The 18,854-nt window shown below is 70.0% G+C and carries 16 protein-coding genes; 13 read left to right on the forward strand and 3 right to left on the reverse strand.

Translation table 11 applies throughout. The annotated features are described in order from the left end of the window. Positions 1 to 9: 9 nt before the first annotated feature. The 10 genes from IMT31_RS01375 (at position 10) to IMT31_RS01420 (ending at position 11,493) form a co-directional block, all read left to right on the forward strand. Positions 10 to 201: a ubiquitin-like protein Pup gene (locus IMT31_RS01375; RefSeq protein WP_413543513.1), complete on the forward strand. Its 192-nt coding sequence runs from the start codon at positions 10 to 12 to the stop codon at positions 199 to 201. A gap of 19 nt (positions 202 to 220) precedes the next feature. Next, on the forward strand, positions 221 to 1,633 hold the full coding sequence (gene pafA / locus IMT31_RS01380; protein ID WP_413543514.1) for a Pup--protein ligase: 1,413 nt from the start codon (positions 221 to 223) through the stop codon (positions 1,631 to 1,633). A 46-nt stretch (positions 1,634 to 1,679) separates the two neighbouring features. Continuing rightward, on the forward strand, positions 1,680 to 2,720 hold the full coding sequence (locus tag IMT31_RS01385; protein ID WP_413543515.1) for an FKBP-type peptidyl-prolyl cis-trans isomerase: 1,041 nt from the start codon (positions 1,680 to 1,682) through the stop codon (positions 2,718 to 2,720). A 65-nt stretch (positions 2,721 to 2,785) separates the two neighbouring features. Next, the gene (locus IMT31_RS01390) at positions 2,786 to 3,181 is read left to right on the forward strand and encodes an FKBP-type peptidyl-prolyl cis-trans isomerase (RefSeq protein ID WP_345361302.1); all 396 of its coding nucleotides are present in this window, start codon (positions 2,786 to 2,788) and stop codon (positions 3,179 to 3,181) included. 7 nt (positions 3,182 to 3,188) lie between these two features. Further along, positions 3,189 to 5,267, forward strand: a complete 2,079-nt coding sequence (locus IMT31_RS01395) for a helix-turn-helix transcriptional regulator (protein ID WP_413543516.1) — start codon at positions 3,189 to 3,191, stop codon at positions 5,265 to 5,267. Positions 5,268 to 5,299: 32 nt separating this feature from the next. After that, entirely contained in the window at positions 5,300 to 5,581 is a 282-nt protein-coding gene (gene tatA / locus IMT31_RS01400; protein WP_345361296.1) for a Sec-independent protein translocase subunit TatA, read from the forward strand. Between the two features lie 112 nt (positions 5,582 to 5,693). Further along, the gene (gene tatC / locus IMT31_RS01405) at positions 5,694 to 6,479 is read left to right on the forward strand and encodes a twin-arginine translocase subunit TatC (protein ID WP_345362074.1); all 786 of its coding nucleotides are present in this window, start codon (positions 5,694 to 5,696) and stop codon (positions 6,477 to 6,479) included. A gap of 56 nt (positions 6,480 to 6,535) precedes the next feature. Continuing rightward, positions 6,536 to 9,610, forward strand: a complete 3,075-nt coding sequence (locus IMT31_RS01410; protein ID WP_413543517.1) for a DEAD/DEAH box helicase — start codon at positions 6,536 to 6,538, stop codon at positions 9,608 to 9,610. Continuing rightward, positions 9,607 to 10,701 carry an amidohydrolase family protein gene (locus IMT31_RS01415; protein ID WP_413543518.1) on the forward strand — a complete coding sequence of 365 codons (1,095 nt, stop codon included), beginning with the start codon at positions 9,607 to 9,609 and terminating at the stop codon, positions 10,699 to 10,701. Before IMT31_RS01410 ends, IMT31_RS01415 begins: the two co-directional genes overlap by 4 nt. A gap of 60 nt (positions 10,702 to 10,761) precedes the next feature. Then, positions 10,762 to 11,493 carry a polyprenol monophosphomannose synthase gene (locus IMT31_RS01420; RefSeq protein ID WP_413543519.1) on the forward strand — a complete coding sequence of 244 codons (732 nt, stop codon included), beginning with the start codon at positions 10,762 to 10,764 and terminating at the stop codon, positions 11,491 to 11,493. Positions 11,494 to 11,584: 91 nt separating this feature from the next. On the opposite strand, the gene IMT31_RS01425 is transcribed toward IMT31_RS01420, so the two are convergent. The 3 genes from IMT31_RS01425 to IMT31_RS01435 form a co-directional block, all read right to left on the reverse strand. After that, positions 11,585 to 11,932 (reverse strand): RNA polymerase-binding protein RbpA, encoded by a 348-nt coding sequence (locus IMT31_RS01425; RefSeq protein ID WP_345361284.1) that lies wholly within the window; start codon positions 11,930 to 11,932, stop codon positions 11,585 to 11,587. A gap of 120 nt (positions 11,933 to 12,052) precedes the next feature. Continuing rightward, positions 12,053 to 13,237 (reverse strand): SPFH domain-containing protein, encoded by a 1,185-nt coding sequence (locus IMT31_RS01430; protein ID WP_378109322.1) that lies wholly within the window; start codon positions 13,235 to 13,237, stop codon positions 12,053 to 12,055. Between the two features lie 81 nt (positions 13,238 to 13,318). Then, positions 13,319 to 13,810 carry an NfeD family protein gene (locus IMT31_RS01435; RefSeq protein WP_345361281.1) on the reverse strand — a complete coding sequence of 164 codons (492 nt, stop codon included), beginning with the start codon at positions 13,808 to 13,810 and terminating at the stop codon, positions 13,319 to 13,321. 86 nt (positions 13,811 to 13,896) lie between these two features. Between IMT31_RS01435 and IMT31_RS01440 the strand changes: the two genes are divergently transcribed. From IMT31_RS01440 to IMT31_RS01450, 3 genes are read left to right on the forward strand one after another with little or no spacing between them, the layout of a single operon-like run. Then, positions 13,897 to 16,032 carry a S9 family peptidase gene (locus IMT31_RS01440; RefSeq protein WP_413543520.1) on the forward strand — a complete coding sequence of 712 codons (2,136 nt, stop codon included), beginning with the start codon at positions 13,897 to 13,899 and terminating at the stop codon, positions 16,030 to 16,032. A gap of 24 nt (positions 16,033 to 16,056) precedes the next feature. Then, entirely contained in the window at positions 16,057 to 18,198 is a 2,142-nt protein-coding gene (locus IMT31_RS01445; protein WP_413543521.1) for an FAD-dependent oxidoreductase, read from the forward strand. A 30-nt stretch (positions 18,199 to 18,228) separates the two neighbouring features. Continuing rightward, complete coding sequence (locus tag IMT31_RS01450; RefSeq protein WP_345361272.1) at positions 18,229 to 18,819, forward strand: CG0192-related protein; 591 nt, start codon at positions 18,229 to 18,231, stop codon at positions 18,817 to 18,819. Positions 18,820 to 18,854 lie beyond the last annotated feature (35 nt).

Raw genomic sequence — 18,854 nt, forward strand, 5'->3', positions numbered from 1 at the left:
GGAGTGACCATGTCACAGCAGTACGGTTCATCCTTCGACCGTGAGGACGAGACGCCGCCCCCGGAGAACCCGGCACCCACCGGCGACTCTGCCCAGGCCCAGACCACCGACCTGGACAGCCTGCTGGACGAGATCGACTCGGTCCTGGAGTCCAACGCCGAGGAGTTCGTCAAGGGCTTCATCCAGAAGGGCGGGCAGTAGCCCCGTGGATCGCAGGATCATGGGCGTCGAGACCGAGTTCGGCGTCCACTACTCCCACCCGGGGACCCGTCCCCTGACGCCCGAGGAGGTCGCCCGGTACCTCTTCCGTCCGGTGGTCGAGTGGGGACGCTCCTCCAATGTGTTCGTCTCCAACGGGTCCCGCCTGTACCTGGACGTGGGATCCCACCCGGAGTACGCCACGGCCGAGTGCAGCACCCTGGACGAGCTCGTGGCCGTGGACAAGGCCGGCGAGCGCGTCATGCAGGAGCTGATCGACCAGGCCACGGAGAGGATGGCCGCCGACGGCTTCGGGGGCACCATCTACCTGTACAAGAACAACGCGGACTCCGCAGGGAACTCCTACGGCTCCCACGAGAACTACCTGCTGAACCGCCGCACGGAGTTCCGACGCCTCTCGGAGGCGCTCATCCCCTTCCTCATCACACGGCAGCTCATCGCCGGTGCCGGCACGTCCGTGGGCGCCATGCCAGTGGACGATTCCCTCCCCGGGCCGACCCGCCGGGACGCCCACTTCGCCTTCTCGCAGCGGGCCGACCACGTGCTGGAGGGGATCTCCTCCGCCACCACGCGGTCCCGGCCCATCATCAACACCCGGGACGAACCCCACGCCGACGCCGCCGAGTACCGCCGGCTCCACGTGATCGTGGGCGATTCCAACATGTCCGAGACCACCCAGTTGGTGCGCTTCGGGGCCACCGACCTCATGCTGCGGATGATCGAGGCGGGCGTGCCGCTCGGCGACCACCAGCTGTCCAAGCCCATCCTCGCGATCCGACAGGTCTCCCACGACCTCACCGGGACCGCACCGTTGGAGCTGCGCAACGGCAGCCGACGATCAGCCCTGGAGCTCCAACGCCACTACCTGGAGCAGGCCACCGCCTTCATCCACCGCAACGGTGCCCACCATGAGCGGGTTCCCGCCGTGCTGGACCTCTGGGAACGTACGTTGGACGCCGTGGAGTCCGGGGACTCATCCGGCATCGACACGGAGATCGACTGGGCCATCAAGCACCGGTTCCTCTCCCGGTACGCGGCCAAGAACGGCCTGGACTGGGATGCGCCGCGGCTGGCCCAGCTGGACCTGTCCTACCACGACATCACTGCGGGCCGGGGACTGTTCTCGCTGCTGCAGGCCCGGGGCGCGGCCGCCCGATTCCTGGACGACGCTGCCATCGAGGACGCCCTGGACAACCCGCCGCCGAGCACGCGGGCCGTGCTGCGCAGCCGTTTCATCCGGGCGGCGAGGGATGCCGGCCAGGCCTATTCCGTGGACTGGACCCACCTGAAGCTCAACGACCTGCCCCTGCACGCCATCAGCATCAAGGACCCGTTCCAGACCGCTTCGGACCGGTTGGACGCGCTGATCGGGTCCTTGAGCAGCGGCGATGCCTCCAGCGTCCATCCAGTCTGACGTGACAGACTGAAACCACCCTCGTCCCGCCCTACCGAAGGATCCCATGTCCAACTCCCCGTCCCGATCTCGCCGGTCCCGCGCGGCCGCGCCCCTGTCCCTCTCCCTGGTCGGAGCCCTGCTCCTGGCCGGCTGCGCTGCTCCGGAACCGCGTGGTGCCGGTGATGTGGAGGCCCTGGAGCCGGTCACCCTCGAGCTGGCCGAGGACGGTGCGCCGGAGGTCACGGTGGACGGGACGATCGAGGCCGAGGAGGTCTCCTCCCGGGTCCTGCAGGACGGTGACGGCGCCGAGGTCAACGAGGGGGACCTCGCCATGGTGCAGACCGCGATCGTGGACCCCGAGTCCGGTGAGGTCACCGCGGAGAATTTCACCCAGGGCTCCGAGGCCGTGTACCTCAACGAGACGCTGAAGGAGGGCAATGACGTCCTCTACGACATGCTGGACCAGAACAAGGTCGGCGCTCAGATCTCCTTCTTCATGCCGGGATCCCAGCTGGGGCAGGGTGCCACCGACCAACTGATGGTGTTCCAGATCGCCGATGCGCGGCCGGCACACGCCGAGGGCGATTCCGTGGACGTCACGGACGACTCGCTGCCGTCGGTCACCCGCAATGAGGACTCCGGCGAACCGACCATCGAGTCCCCTGAGGGGGACGCCCCGGAGGACCTCGTGGTCCAGCCGCTCATCCAGGGCGACGGCGAGGAGATCGGCGAGGGCGACTACGTCACCATGCAGTACAAGGGTGTGAAGTGGTCCGATGGTGAGGAGTTCGACTCCTCGTGGTCCAAGGACGAGCTCTTCGGCACAACGTTCGACCAGGTCATCCAGGGCTGGGGTGAGGGACTGCAGGGCCAGAAGGTCGGCTCTCAGGTCCTGCTCGTGGTGCCGCCGGCCCAGGGCTACGGCGAGTCGGACGGCCACGAGCTGCAGGAGGAGACGCTCGTCTTCGTGGTGGACATCCTGCACACCATGCCGCCGGCCCAGCCGGCCCCCGCCCCCGAGGACGAGTCCGGCGATGCTTCCGGTGAAGGTGAGTCCGGTGAGGATCCCGCGTCACCGTCGGCGTCACCGTCCGCCTCTGAGTAGTCTGGAGTCCGCGGCCGGATCCGGCCGAGACCTACACCATTCAGTCCTGACGGAAGGAAACGACCATGTCCTTTGGACAGCGCAACTATGACCGCACCCGGCCGGAGATCGACTTCCCCGGTGACACCCCACCGGAGGACCTCGTGATCGAGGACCTGACGGAGGGTTCAGGCCAGGCCGTCCAGGCCGGGGACCGGGTGTCCTGCCACTACCTCGGCGTCGCCTGGTCCACCGGGGCCGAGTTCGATGCCTCCTGGAACCGCGGTCAGCCGCTGGACTTCCAGGCGGGCGTCGGCCAGGTCATCAAGGGCTGGGACGACGGCCTGATCGGCATGAAGCTCGGCGGACGCCGGCGCCTGGAGATCCCGCCGCACCTGGCGTACGGGGATCAGGGCGCCGGGGGAGAGATCGGCCCCGGGGAGACACTGATCTTCGTGGTGGACCTCGTCGGGATCAACTGAGCCGACCGTGACCGCCGCCGCGCCCGCACGCTCCACGGAGCGCATCGTCTCCCTGCTGTGGGTCCTGCTGGCCAACGGGCGCCGCGGGGTCTCCCGGGACTATCTGGTCAAGGCCGTGGACGCCTACGCGGTCTCCACCTCCCCGGCGGCCCTGGAGAAGATGTTCACGCGGGACAAGGAGGTGCTGCGGGGCATCGGCGTCCCGCTGGAGGCCTTCACGGTCCAGGACGAGACCGGTTTCGACTCCTCGGACCCCGGGACCGAGACCCGCTACCGGATCGACGAGGAGCGGATGTACCTCCCGACCGTCCCGTTCAGCAACGGGGAGCGGCTGGCCCTGATGCGGGCCGAGTCCGCCTGGGCGGGTTCCGATCTGGGCCATGCCGTGGTCCGCGCCCTCGGCCGGGTGGACGCGGGGGAGGACTGGCTGGACACTCGCTCGGCCTCCGACCACGAGGCCTTCGGCGTCCGGTTGGCGGGGGCGGACCGGTACCTCACGGAACTGGGGGACCTGGTCCGTGAGCAGGCGGTCATCCGTTTCTCCTACCGCAAGGTCCATGCTGAACGCCCCGAGACCCGGACAGTACGGGCCTGGACGCTGACCAACCCCACCGGGGTGTGGTACCTGGTGGGCTGGGACCTCGACCGCGGCCAGCAGCGGACCTTCCGCCTCACCAGGATCGAGTCAGATCCGGTGCCGGCACCCGAGCGCGGTGGCACCGAAGAGGCCCCCTTCCGCCCGAGGGACCTGGATCTCGCGGCCGTGCATGCGGCGGTCTCCGGTGAGCGGACGCCGGCCGCCACCCGGCTGCGGCTGGCCGCGGGACGGGCCGTGCAGTTACGCCTCGGCAGCGAGCTCCTCGAAGCCGGCGCCGACGCGGACCTGGTGCGCCTGTCCTATACCCGCCCGGCGGAGATGGCCGGTTCCATCGCCGCGGCCGGCCCCCTCGCCACGGTGACGGATCCCGATGATCCCCTGCACGCCGCCGTCGTCGCCCTGATGGATTCCGCCCTGGCGGCGCATGCCGCACCAGTCCCCGAATACACCCTCACTGCGCCCCGGCGGCGCCGCAACCGCCGCAGTGACCGTGATCGGGTCGCCGCCGTGGTGGACGCCATCGGTTTGGCGAACCGGCGGGATGGGATCAGCCGCACCGAGTTGGCGGAACGGCTCAACGTCCGGGACCGCGAACTCGATGCCCTGCTGAATGAGCTCTGGTTCTGTGGCATGCCCGAGCGTCAGTTCGCCGGGGAGCAGTTCGAGGTCCACGAGCATGAGGGACGGATCCGCATCACCCAGGCCGAGCGGATCTCCGGTCCGCTGCGGCTCAGCATCCCCGAGGCGGCGGCTCTCGTGATCGGCCTGCGGGCCGCGGCCGGGATCCCCGGCCTGTCCGACCAGGAACGGCAGGACACGGACACCGCCCTGCACAAGATCCTCGATGCCTCGGGCCCGGAGGTGCATCGGGCCGGTGAGGGCATCGTCGCCGGATTCGACGTCGGCCCCCACGCCGCGCTGGCCGGCCGGCTGCACGCCGCGGTCCGGGACCGGCGGCTCGTGCGATTCAGGTATCACGCGGCCGCCACGGACGAGTCCACCCAGCGCACCGTGGAACCCCTCCGGCTGACCGCCGAGTCCGGACACGGCTATCTGCAGGCCTGGTGCCAGACCAGTGAGGGCCTGCGCAACTTCCGCCTGGACCGCATCGAGTCTCTGGAGGAGACGAGCGAGGTCTTCGAGACCCGGGATCTGCCCACCTCGGACCGGTTGTTCATGTCGCACGGCGACGAGACCACGGTGACTGTGCATTTCGGACACCGCATCCGGGACCTGGTGCCCGGATTCGACCCGGAGCGCACCGCACACCTCGAGGACGGCTCGGTGGTGGCGGAGGTCCGGTTGGCCAGACCCGACTACGCCCACGAGCAGGCCGCCAGGTTCGGCGGAGAGTTCCGGGTCCTGGCCCCGCGGCAGGTCGCCGAGTCCACCGTGGAGTGGCTGCGCCGGGCCCGCAACGGATACGTCACCGACTGTTCACCGCTGCCGGGCGGAATCACGGTCCCTGCGCCGGACGGCGTGGCGTAAACTCGAGAACGTTCAATCGAAAGGACTTCCCCATGGGTGGACTTCAGGGATGGCAGCTCGTCATCATCATCGCGATCGCGCTCTTGCTCTTCGCCGCCCCCAAGCTCCCGGCGATGGCCAGGAACCTCGGCCAGTCGATGCGGATCTTCAAATCGGAGGTCAAGCAGATGAAGGACGACGGCAAGGACTCCTCGGCAGGCTCCGATCAGTCCACGCAGTCCACTGACTCCGAGCCAGTGGAGGGCCGCATCGTCGACGGCGGGTCCGAGGGCACCCGTGAGGGCCGGAAGACCGGCACCAACGACCAGCCGTAACCAGTTGGTCACCGGCTCCATGACTGACGAACCGCGGGCGTCCCGGCCGAAGCGGGTCCCGAGGCGGATCAAGACGGCCAAGGGTCCCCGCAAGACGAACCCCACCGGGGAGATGGCCCTCAAGGACCATCTGAAGGAACTGCGCAACCGGCTGATCTTCGCCGCCATCGGTCTGACGCTGGGTGCCGTCGTCGGGTTCCTCGTCTACCAGCCGTTCTTCTCGGCCCTGATCGACCCGGTGCACCGGCTCTCGGACGAGGGCCGGATCGTGACGGTGTCCTTCAGCGCCGTCGGCCAACCGTTCGACATCATGCTGCAGGTGGCCCTCTTCGTGGGGCTCGTGCTCTCCAGTCCCATCTGGCTCTACCAGATCTGGGCCTTCGTGGTCCCGGGCCTGAAGAAGAGGGAGAAGCGCTACGCGGTCGGTTTCATGGCCGCCGCCGTGCCGCTGTTCCTGCTGGGCGTCGGCCTGGGCTGGCTCGTGCTGCCCGAGGCCGTCCGGTTCTTCGTGGGGCTCTCCCCGGAGGGCACCGCCAACGTCATCACGGCCGACGTCTACATCCCGTTCGTGCTGCGCCTTTTCCTGGCCTTCGGGTTCGCCCTCGTGCTCCCGGTGGTCCTGGTGGGCCTCAACATGATCGGGGTGCTGCCCGGACGGCAGATCATCAAGCACTGGCGGATCACGGTCTTCATCATCGCCCTGATCGCGGCCCTGGCCGCCCCTGGCTCGGACGCCATCACCATGTTCTACCTGGCGGCGCCACTCGTGCTGCTCTTCGGCGTGGCGATCGTGATCTGCCTCGTCAATGACCGGCGCCGCGCCAAGCGTCTGGCCAAGGATGCCTCGGAGAACGAGGACTCCCTGCGGTCCGGCCCGAAGCCCCTCAAGGATCTCTAGCGTTCCGGTGGTCCTGCCAGCGCTCCGTCCGATCCGTCATGTCCTAGGCTGGCCCCATGGCACCTTCCGCGGATGACACCACCGGCCAGCCGAGCCCCGCGGAGCGTTACGCAGCGGCCAGGCGCCGTGCCGCGGAGTCCAAGACGGAGCTGGGGCGCTTCGCCGCCACGCTGGGCTTCGCCCTCGACCCCTTCCAGGCGGATTCCTGCCGCAGGCTCGAGGACGGGCACGGCGTCCTGGTGGCCGCTCCCACGGGTGCCGGCAAGACCGTGGTGGGCGAGTTCGCCATCCACCTGGCCCTCGCCCACGGTCAGAAGGCCTTCTACACCACGCCCATCAAGGCGCTGAGCAACCAGAAGTTCCAGGAGCTGACGGCCACCTACGGCGCGGACCGGGTGGGGCTGCTCACGGGGGACACCTCCATCAACTCGGAGGCCGAGGTGGTGGTGATGACCACCGAGGTGCTGCGCAACATGCTCTACGCCGACTCGGACACCCTCCGCAACCTGGGCTATGTGGTCATGGACGAGGTCCACTACCTGGCCGACCGCTTCCGCGGCGCGGTGTGGGAGGAGGTCATCATCCACCTGCCCGAGCACGTCCAACTCGTCTCCCTGTCTGCCACGGTGTCCAACGCCGAGGAGTTCGGCGCCTGGCTGGACACCGTGCGAGGCTCCACCTCCGTGGTGGTCTCCGAGCACCGGCCGGTCCCGTTGTGGCAGTACGTGATGGCAGGGAACCAGCTCTACGACCTGTTCGCCACCGAGGTCGCCTTCGACGAGGTGGCGCCGGCCGGAGCGGAGTCCGGGGACGAGGCAGAACTGAAGGACACCTCGGGCAGCCGGCTGGTGCTCAATCCCGAGCTGGCGCGACTGGCGGAGGACCAACGACGTCGGGAGGAGCGCAGTGACTGGGGGCGACCGGGGCGCAGCACCTATCGGGGCGGCCGGGGTGGCCCCCGGGGGCGCGGCGGCGGCAAGTCGGGCGGTGGCCGGTCCGGCCGGTCCGGCCGATCGGGTCGGGACCGTGGGCACCCCGGCCCCGCCGCCCACGGGCGGGACGAGCAGGCCATCACCGCTCGGTACGACTCCGGATCTGCTGGCTCCTCCGGTTCCGACCAGTCCGGCGGTGGGTACGGGTCCGCGCAGCGTCATGCGGGCAACCTGCGGGTCTCCCGCCCCGGTATGGTCAGGGTCCTCGAGCGCGAGGGGCTGCTGCCGTGCATCACGTTCATCTTCTCGCGGGCGGGGTGTGACGGGGCCGTGGAACAGTGTCTGGGCGCGGGGCTAGACCTCACCACGCCGGCGGAGAAGCAGCAGATCCAGGCCGCGGTGGACGAGGCCGGGCAGGCGCTGCCGGCCGAGGACCTGGACGTGCTGGGCTTCTGGGGGTGGCGTGACGGTCTCTCCCGCGGCTTCGCAGCACACCATGCCGGGATGCTGCCGCCGTTCAAGGAGGTCGTGGAGCAGCTGTTCGCCCAGGGGCTGGTGAAGGTGGTCTTCGCCACGGAGACGCTCGCGCTGGGGGTGAACATGCCGGCCCGCACCGTGGTTCTGGAGAAGCTCGAGAAGTTCAACGGCGAGGCCCATGTGAACATCACGGCGGGGGAGTACACCCAGCTCACGGGCCGGGCGGGCCGCCGGGGCATCGATGTGGAAGGCCACGGCGTGGTGCTGTGGCGTCCCGGGCTGGACCCGGCGGCCGTGGCGGGGCTGGCGTCCCGGCGCACCTATCCGCTGAACTCCTCGTTCCGGCCCACCTACAACATGTCCGTGAACCTCATCGCCCAGTTCGGGCTCGAGAGGTCCCGATCCATCCTCGAGTCCTCCTTCGCCCAGTTCCAGGCGGACCGGTCCGTGGTGGGACTGGCCCGTGAGGTACGGAACCGCGAGTCCTCCCTGGCCGGATACGAGCAGTCCATGACCTGCCACCTGGGTGACTTCACGGAGTACGCCCGGTTGCGCAAGGAGCTCTCCGCAGCGGAGAAGGACACGTCCAAGGGCCGCAACCGGGCGCGCCAGCGCGCGGTCAAGGACTCCTTGGCCAATCTGCTGCCCGGCGACATCATCGAGGTACCTGGACCGCGCAAGCTGGGCACCGCCGTCGTGGTCTTCCCCGCCGGCAATCCGGCCAACCCGCGGGTCGGCGTCATCACGAACGAGGCCCAGCTGCGCCGGATCAGCACGGACGACCTCACGGATCCGGTGGACCCGGTCGGCGGGACACAGCTGCCCCAGAACGTGCAGGTCAAGACCCCGACCCAACGCAAGGACGTCGCCTCCTCCATGCGCGCCGCCCTCCGCGAGCACCGGAAGGCGCCGGGGGACCGGCCCCGTGCGGGGTTCCGGTTCCAGGACGACGGCAGTGCCGAGCGTGCCACCGAGCTGCGCCGGCAGCTCGAACGCCATCCCTGCCACGGCTGCAAGGACCGCGAGGACCACGCCCGCTGGGCCGAGCGCTGGTGGAAGCTCCGTCAGGAGGTCGACCACCTCACCAGCCGCATCCAGGGCCGCACGAACACGATCGCGAAGGCCTTCGACCGCCTGGTCGCGCTCCTGACCGACTACGGGTACGTGACCACAACGGGCACCGCTGAAGCGACCCCGGGGGTGACGGACGCCGGGCAGAGCCTGCGCCGGATCTACGGGGAGCGCGACCTGCTGACCTCGTTGCTCCTCGAGGACGGTGTCGCGAAGGACCTCGATCCTGAGGAACTGGCCGGTCTGGCGGCCCTCCTGGTCTTCCACGCCAAGGGAGCGGCCGAGAACATCGGCATCCCGCAGATGCCCACCACCCGGATCCAGCGGGCCCTCGAACGGACCGAGGAGCGCTGGTACGAGCTCCAGCAGGCGGAGCGCGGCGCACGGCTCGAGCCGACCCCGGAGCCCGATCCGGGGCTGGTCTGGCCCATCCACCGGTGGGCACGCGGCCGTAACCTCAGGGACACGCTCAAGGGCACCGACCTGGCTGCGGGGGACTTCGTCCGCTGGGCGCGTCAGGTCATCGACCTGCTGGATCAGCTGTCCAAGGTGCCCGGGCACCCCGGACTGAACGCCCAGTGCCGGCGTGCTGCGAATCTCGTCCGGCGTGGCGTGGTGGCGTACTCGAGTGTCGATACGCTGGACGGATGAGCACCCTCTATGTGAACGGCACCATCCACTCCACCTCTGATCCCTACGCCACCGCCCTGCTGGTGGAGTCCGGGTCTGTCGCGTGGGTGGGGGCTGATGACACCGCCGATTCGATGCGCGGGCGCTCGGGAGAGACGTGGGACGTGGTGGATCTCGAGGGGGCTCTCGTGGTCCCGGCCTTCGTCGACTCCCTGTGCCTCGATGTCTCCTCCCAGGCTGAACCGGCCCGGTCCGGGATCTTCCTGTCCGTCACCGTGGGCCGGGAGAACCCCACTGAGGCGATCGGCTATCACCTGGTGGACTCGGACGAGGCTGCCGGCGCGGCCTCGGACCTCGCCGCGCTCGTCACCGGGACGGGCGGCGAGCGGACCGCTGGGCTGGCGGCCGTCGTCGGGCCCGGAGGACTGGACGGCGGTGCCGCAGCCCACCTGACGGCCCAGGCCACCGCCGCCGGGGTCCAGCTGTATCTGCTGCCGAGCGAGGCGGAGGACTTCACGGCGGTGATATCAGCCCTCCGCGCGACGGCGCAGGCGCAGGGCACCCAGGCCCTCGGCATGGCCCGCCACCGGATCGCCTGGAGTGGGCCCGTAGATGAGGAGTCGATGGGGACGTTGGCGGAGAACAGCCTGTCCTTCACGGCGGTACCCCACGCGGACGGGACCCTGGCCACGCCGGTCGCCTCCCTGCTGAGCCGTGCCGTGCCGGTCTCCTTCGGCAGCGGAGATGGCCCAGCGGACCCATGGGGCACCCTGCGCGCTTCCCTCGAGCACCGAGAGGCGGAGCAGCGCATCTCCGCCCGGTCAGGGTTCACCGCGGCCACCAGGGCCGGGCTGCGCGCCCTGCCGCACTCCCTCGGGGCGCAGTACGCGGCGGCCGGGCGGATCGCCCCCTCCTCACCCGCGACCTTCGGCATCTGGGCCGCCGAATCGCTCAGCGTCCAGGCACCCGATGGCCGCGTGGCCGCCTGGAGCACTGACACCCGGGCGGGCACGCCCCTGCTTCCCGTGCTGGAGGAGGGCACCGCCGCCCCGCAGTGCCTGGCCACCGTGGTGGACGGCGCCGAGGTGTACCGCTCCCAGGACTGGACCTGACCGGACCTATACTTGACCCCCGATACCCGAACCGGCACCTCTCGAAGGATTCAACCGCCTATGCGCCTGCTGACGATCATCCCCACCTACAACGAGATCGAGTCCCTGCCCCGCACGCTCGATCGACTGCGCGTGGCCGTGCCGGAGTCCGACGTGCTCGTGGTGGACGACGCCTCGCCCGACGGCACGGGTGACTGGGCCGATCGCGCCTCGGTGGCCGATCCGCAGATCCACGTGCTGCACCGCACCCACAAGAACGGCCTGGGCGGCGCCTATATCGCCGGTTTCCACTGGGGCCTGGACCAGGGCTATGACGTGCTCATCGAGATGGATGCGGACGGCTCCCACCAGCCCGAACAGCTGCCGCGGCTCATCGAGGCGATCGACCGTGCCGACCTGGTGATCGGGTCCCGCCGGGTCCAGGGCGGGAAGATGGTCAACTGGCCGGCCCACCGCAAGCTGATCTCCGCGTGCGGCTCGCTCTTCCCGCGCATCATGCTCGGATTGAACCTCTCCGATGTCACCGCCGGGTTCCGCGCCTACCGTGCGGACACCCTGCGGGCGATCGACCTGGATGAGGTCCAGTCCAAGGGCTACGGCTTTCAGGTGGACATGACCTTCCGCACGGCCCTGCTCGGCCGGAAGATCGTGGAGGTCCCGATCACCTTCGTGGAGCGCGAGTACGGCGAGTCCAAGATGAGCGGCAACATCATCACCGAGGCCGTGGCCTCGGTGACCCAGTGGGGGCTGGCCGCCCGGTGGCAGGTGCTGAAGGGCCGGCTCGGGCTCTAGACCACACCGGGCCGGGATCCAACCGGAACGAAAAAGCCCCGACCGTCAGGTCGGGGCTTTTTCATTTTCTCTCGTCTGTGCGCAGTGCGCGTCAGGCGTTGGTCTTCTCGCCGCGGCGTTCGCGCAGCTTGTTGAGCTGGCCCTCGAGGGTGGCCTCGAGATCCTCCACGCTCCGGCGTTCCAGCAGCATGTCCCAGTGGGTGCGCACCGGCTTGGCGTCAGAGGCGTCAGGCTTCTCGCCGTCCACGAGGAACGCCACCCGGCCGGTCTTAGTCGTCCAGGTCGGGGGGATCTCCGCATCGGTGGCGAAGATCACGAAGACCTGCTCGCCGTCCTCGCAGCGGTACTCGACCCGCTGGCGCGGTGCCGGCTCGACTCCGGACTCGGACTCCATGGACTGGGCACCCAGGCGCATGCCGCGCAGGCTACGGTCGCTCATTCGATCTCCTATCGGCCCTCTCGGGGCAGTACAACGTCGACCACCCAGTGTAGTGGGTGTGGGCACTCTGACCGGGCCAACGCCCCGGCGGCCGGTTTTGTTCCCGCCGCCGGGGTGGCGTCACTCCTCCTGGTGCGGTGACTCGAAGGGGTCCGTGGTCGCGCCGAGGGCTCGCTTGGCGGTCGGCGAGTGCTCGTCCTCGAGGATGGCCGGCGGAGCGAGCGCCTCCTCGAGGGGGGTGTCGGTGATCTTCGCGACGCTCTGCGAGGACTCCTGCAGCTCAGCGGCCGTGGTGGGGCGGGGCTCGCGGCGCCGTCGCCGCCCGCCCGCCTCGGCCTCGCCGGAGGAGTCGCCCGCCGGTCCGCTGTCCGAACCGCCGGACGAGCCCTCGTCTCCCGAACGGGTGGGGGAAAGCAGGTCGGAGATCCCGGCCCCCTCGGAGCCACCGCCGAATGCGGCGCCCATGCGACCGATCGCGTCGGTGAGCTCGGCCGGGATGACCCACATGGTGTTGGCGTCCCCCTCGGCGATCTTCGGCAGGGTCTCCAGGTACTTGTAGGCCAGCAGGTCCGGGTCCGGGCGTCCCTCGTGGATGGCCTCGAAGACCACGTGGATGGCCTCGGCCTCCGCGTTGGCGCGCAGGATCCGGGACTGGGCGTCGCCCTCCGCCTCGAGGATCGCGGACTGCCGCTGGCCCTCCGCGGTGAGGATCTCGGCCTGCTTGGTGCCCTCCGCGGTGAGGATGGCGGCGCGACGGTCCCGCTCGGCACGCATCTGCTTCTCCATGGAGTCCTGGATGGACAGGGGCGGGTCGATGGCCTTGAGCTCCACCCGGGAGACGCGCAGCCCCCACTTGCCGGTGGCCTCGTCCAGGACGCCGCGCAGCTGGTTGTTGATCGAGTCACGGCTGGTGAGGGCCTGTTCGAGATTCATGCCGCCCACCACGTTGCGCAGGGTGGTGGTGGTCAGCTGCTCCACGGCATGGATGTAGTTGTTGATCTCGTACGTGGCGGCCTTCGCGTCATTGACCTGGAAGTAGACCACCGTGTCGATGGACACCACCAGGTTGTCCTCGGTGATGACGGGCTGCGGGGGGAAGGAGACCACCTGCTCTCGCATGTCGATGAGGGGGCGCATGCGGTCGATGAAGGGAATCATCAGGGTGAGCCCGGCGCCCTTCGTCGCCTGGTACTTGCCCAGCCGTTCGACGATGCCCGTCCGGGCCTGGGGGACGATCCGGACGGCCCGGATCAGGATGATGGCCACGAGGACCGCGACGACTATGAGCACGATGAGGACTTCCACGCCGATGCTCCCTCCTGCGGCCCCGTGCGGGCCGCCCTGTCTATCTGCTGGTGCAGAGATGCTTCCACCGCGGTTGCGGCGTCAGGTTCCTTCAGGGAGTCCGGCGTTGCCGGAGTCCCAGTCGATGGCAGTCTTGGGGTGGATGATCAGCGTGGCGCCGTCCACCTCGTCGATCTCCGCGTCCTGGCCGGCGGGGATGGTCACGCCGGTGGCGGAGCGGGCCGTCCAGGTCTCGCCGTCCATCTTGGCCAGGCCTTCGGTGGCACCGGTGTCCTCCAGGACCAGGACCGTGCGTCCGGGGAGCAGGTCCACATTGGTCAATTGGTCCGCCGGCCCCTTCTTCAGGTGCTTCAGCGCGGTGGGCCGGACGGCGGCCAACATCAGCAGAGAGACGCCGGCGAACATGACGATCTGCAACCAGGCCTCGCCGCCGGCGAGCGAGGTGGCCAGCGCGGCGGCGGCACCGGCCGCCAGCATCAGGAAGACGAGGTCCAGGACCATGACCTCCACCACGGCGAACACCACGGCCAGGCTCAGCCACAGGATCCAGAGGTTGTCACCCACCCATTCCATCGTCCTGGCCTCCTTGGTGACACTCGTCCAGTGTCTGGTACCCATCCTGCCTGCTCAGGCGCTGATGGACAACGTAGGTTATGGACATGCGACCTGATCAGTTGGATCTCATCACCTCCGTGGACGTCCCGACCCTGACACCGGACGGCAGCCGCCTCGTGGCGGGGACGTGCCATCCGGACCTGACCACCGACGGCTACACGGGTCAGTTGTGGGTGGTGTCCACGGACGGGTCCGCCCCACCCCGCCGCCTCACCCAGGGATACCGGGACGCCGGGGCCCGGCTGTCACCGGATGGCAGCACCGTGGCCTTCCTGCGCCACCCGGCCCCGGGCGCCGCCCCCGGAGCGTCCTCCGCGCCCCAACTGGCCCTGATCCCGCTGGACGGCGGCGAGGCGTGCACCGTCACGGACCGCCTTCTGGGGGTCACGGGATTCAACTGGTCTCCGGACTCCCGGTGGATCGTCTTCACCTCACCCGAGCCGGAGGACGGCCGCTACGGGACGGTGGCCGGCGTCGGCCCCGGGGCGGAGGACCCGCGGCGGGTGACCGGTCCTGACCACCGGATGAACGGCGAGGGATACACGGCGGACAAACCGTCCTGCCTGTTCGAGCTCGAGGTACCGGATGCGGGCGACGAGCCGGTGTTCCCCGCCCGGGGCCGGAAGGCGGACGCCCCGGATCTGCCCCCGCTGGTGCCTCAGGCGCGGCGGCTGACCGGCCCCGAGCGGGAAGCCACTGAACCCGTCTACGCAGCGGACAGCCGTCACGTCTTCTTCACCACCACGCCGGCCACCGGATTCGGCCGGGACCTCCGGACGGCGGTCGCGGTGGTGCAGTCCCACACGGGGGAGCCCCATGACACGGGGGAACCCCATGACACGGGGGAACCCCATGGGCAGAGCGCCGGCCCCGTCCGCCTCGTGGCCGGGGGCACCTCGGTGCCCCGCGGGTTCTTCTCACCGTGCGTCTCCCGCAACGGGGAGTGGCTGTACCTGCTGGGCCAGGAGCTGGGGGAGTCCGGCCTCGACTTCGTGGCCGCCAACGCCGCAGTGTACGCGGTCCCCGCCCCCGCGGCGGTGCACGATGCCGCAGAGGGCTGGGACCGGCCCTCGCCGCGGCTGGTCCCGCGCCGGCTCACGGATCCGGAGACCATGAACTGCTCCGGCGGTTCCCTCCAGCCCTCCGGTGAGGACAAGGTGCTGGCCCTGTCGGAGACCCGGGGGAGGACAGTGCTGGTCCGAGTGTCCCCCCAAGGCCGGCCAGAGGTCCTCGTGGAGCACCGCGGCGAGGTCATCGGGGTCTCGGAGGCGGGCGGGATCCTGGCCGTGTCCCACACCACCGAGGACTCCCCGGGCCGGGTGGGGGTCCAGCAGTCCGGAAGCGGTCTCGTGGAGCTCTTCGACCCCAACCGAGCCTGGGTCTCGGGCGTGGGCACGGCGGCCGCCCGAGAGCGCGAGTACGGCGGAGGTCCGGACCAGCCATCCGTGCACGGCTGGGTGTTCGTGCCGCGGGGGCCCGGTCCGCATCCCGTCATCCTGAACATCCACGGCGGCCCCTACTCCCAGTACACATGGTCCTGGTTCGACGAGACCCAGGTGCTGGTGGCCGCCGGCTACGCCGTGGTGATGTGCAACCCTCGGGGCTCGAACGGCTACGGGGCGGCACACGGCGCGGCCATCCGGGGACGGTTCGGGACCGTGGACCGTCAAGACCTCCTGGCGTTCCTGGACGGCGCCCTGACCGAGTTCGGTCCCGAGGGGACGGACGAGTTGGATGCGGGTCGCCTCGGGATCCAGGGCGGCTCCTACGGTGGTTACATGACGGCGTGGATCACGGCCCATGACCACCGGTTCACCGCGGCCATCGTGGAACGCGGATACCTGGACCCGGTCTCGGCACTGGGCTCCAGTGACATCGGTTGGTTCTTCAGCCCCCAGTACCTGGGGAGCGGGCTCGAGGACCTGTACCGGCAGAGCCCGCTGCACCACGTGGACCAGGTGGACACGCCCACCCTCGTGATGCATTCCGAGGAGGACCTGCGGTGCCCCCTGGAGCACGCCCAGCGGTACTACCATGCCCTCTGGTCCCGCGGCGTGGAATCGGAGCTGGTGGTGTTCCCCGGGGAGAACCACGAGCTGTCCCGCGCAGGCACCCCATGGCATCGGCGGGCCCGCTTCGAGCACATCCTGCGCTGGTGGGACCGCCATCTCGCCAGATAAGTTACCAACGAGTAGCATTGCTCCATGACGTCCTTCACCGACGCGCCCGCCACTGCCGCCGAGGCCACGCCCTATCCCCACCTGTTCCGGCCCCTCACCGTGGCCGGGGTGAGACTGCCGAACCGCGTGATCATGGGTTCCATGCACATGGGCCTCGAGGACCGGCGCGCGGACGCACCCCGGCTCGCCGCGTTCTACGCCGAACGGGCCCGCGGGGGAGCGGGGCTCATCGTCACGGGAGGTTACGCGCCCAACCTCGCCGGGCGGCTGACCCCTTTCGCCGGCACCATGCGTTCGCGGCGGGATGCCCGGACCCACCGGATCATCACGGATGCCGTGCACGCCGAGGGTGGGCGCATCGTGCTGCAGCTGCTGCACGCCGGCCGCTATGCCTACCACCCGTTCCAGGTGGGTGCCGGCAAGACCACGTCTCCGATCACCCCGTTCAACCCCCGAGCCCTGTCCACCCGCGCGGTCGAACGCACCGTCAAGGACTTCGTCCGCGCGGCCGGCTACGCCCGGCAGGCCGGTTACGACGGCGTGGAGGTCATGGGGTCCGAGGGATACCTCATCAACCAGTTCCTCTCCCCGCGGACCAACGGTCGCGACGATGCCTGGGGCGGGACCGCGGCCAAGCGGCGACGCTTCGCCACGGAGATCGTCCGCCGGATCCGCGAGGAGGCTGGGGCGGAGTTCATCATCACCTTCCGGATGTCCATGGTGGACCTCGTCCCGGAGGGCCAGACCCTGCAGGAGACCCTGGACCTGGCCCGCGAGCTCGAGTCAGCCGGGGCGAGCGTCCTGAACACCGGCATCGGCTGGCACGAGTCCCGAGTCCCGACCATCGTCACCTCGGTGCCCCGTGCCGCGTTCCGCGACTTCACGGCACGGGTCCGGCGCGAGGTCTCCATCCCCGTGGCCGCGTCCAACCGGATCTCCATGCCGCATGCGGCCGAACAGGTCCTGGCCGAGGACCAGGCCGACCTGGTGACCATGGCACGTCCCTTCCTGGCGGACCCGGAGTGGGTGGCCAAGGCCGCCTCCGGCGCTCCTGAACGGATCAACTCGTGCATCGGCTGCAACCAGGCGTGTCTGGACCACACCTTCCAGAACAAGGCAGCCTCCTGCCTGGTGAATCCCCGGGCCGGCCGGGAGTCTGATCCGGCCTTCCCCCCGCTGCCGGACCGTGCCCTGCTGCCCCTCGTGCCAGCCGGCTCGGCCGGAGCCGCCGTCCAGGCCCGTCCGGCTGGGTTGTCCGTGGCCGTCGTCGGGGCCGGTCCCGCCGGTCTGGCCGCCGCCACCGAGGCTGCGGCCCGGGGCCACCGGGTGGACCTGTTCGAGGCCACCGGGTCCATCGGCGGCCAGTTCCGGCTCGCCCGCCAGATCCCCGGCAAGGAGGAGTTCGCCGAGACCCTGCGCTACTTCGAGCACCGGCTGGCGGAGACCGGCGTGACCGTCCACCTGGAGCGCCGGGTCACCGCCACCGAGATGCTCGACGGCGGCTATGACCGGATCCTGCTGACCACCGGGGTGGTGCCCCGCACCGTGGACCTCCCCGGGGCGGACCGGCCCAACGTGCATGCCTACCCGGACGTGGTGGACGGCCTGGTGACGTGCGGCCCCCGCGTGGCGGTGATCGGGGCCGGCGGCATCGGCTTCGACGTCTCCGAGCTGCTGACCGAGCCGGCAGCCCTGACCGCCGCGGAGGCCCCAGGCCCCCAGCCCCTCGAGGAATGGCAGCGCCAGTGGGGCGTGGACCCCGGCTTCGCGGATCGCGGCGGGCTCAGGGAGCCTGAGCCGGGGACCCCGGGCCGCACCGTCCACCTCGTGCAGCGCAAGACCACCAAGATGGGAGCCGGGCTGGGCAAGACCACCGGCTGGGTGCACCGCGCCGCCCTCAAGGCCCGCGGCGTCGAGTTCATCACCGGTGCCCAATACGTCCGGATCGACGACGCCGGCCTCCACCTGGACGTCGACGGCACCCGGCGCGTCCTGGCCGTGGACGACGTGGTGGTGTGCGCCGGGCAGCTCTCCCAACGCGAACTGTACGACGAGCTGCGAGACGCCGGCGCCGACGTCGTTCTGCTGGGCGGGGCCGATGTGGCCGCCGAGTTGGATGCCAAGCGGGCCATCGAGCAGGCCACGCGGGTGGCCGCGGCGTTATAGCGGGAGCTGCCACTGCGTACACTGAAGGGCATGGCTACCGTCTACCAAGCAACGCTCATCCCCTCGAAGATGGAGCTTCTGGGGTCCTGGCTGGACCAGCAACCGTGGTCCGGGGAGGGCGAGCTGGTCAAGGTCGGCTCCTACCGCTACGACGATCCGGACGGCGAGGTCGGGGTGGAGGGTCACCTCGTCCGCCGCGACGGCAGCGAGACCGTCCTGCATGTTCCCGTGGCCTACCGCAGCGCACCGCTGGAGGGCGCTGAACCCTATCTGATCGGCACCGTGGACCACTCCGTCCTCGGTCAGCGCTGGGTCTATGACGCCATGGCCGATCCAGTGGCCACCGCGTGCTACCAGCGGGCCCTGGATGGAAACCAGCAACAGGCCGAGGTGCACCTGTACGAGGAGGACGGCCAGTACATCGGCCACGAGGCCGACGAGGTGTCCGTCACGGTGCTCGGCCCGCTGCCCGAGGTGTCCGGCCGCGTCCAGGTCCATCGGGTGATCGCCGATCCGGAGGCTCCCGGCCACGAGCAGTTGGACGAGGCACGCCGGCTGTGGGCCACGTGGCCCAGTGGCAGCGGCGTGATCTTCAGCCTGAACACGGACGTGACGGCCTAGGTCCGAGCTCCGCTCCTGCATGGTGAGATGTTGAG

The sequence above is a fragment of the Citricoccus nitrophenolicus genome (assembly GCF_047305825.1).
GTDB lineage: Bacteria > Actinomycetota > Actinomycetes > Actinomycetales > Micrococcaceae > Citricoccus > Citricoccus nitrophenolicus.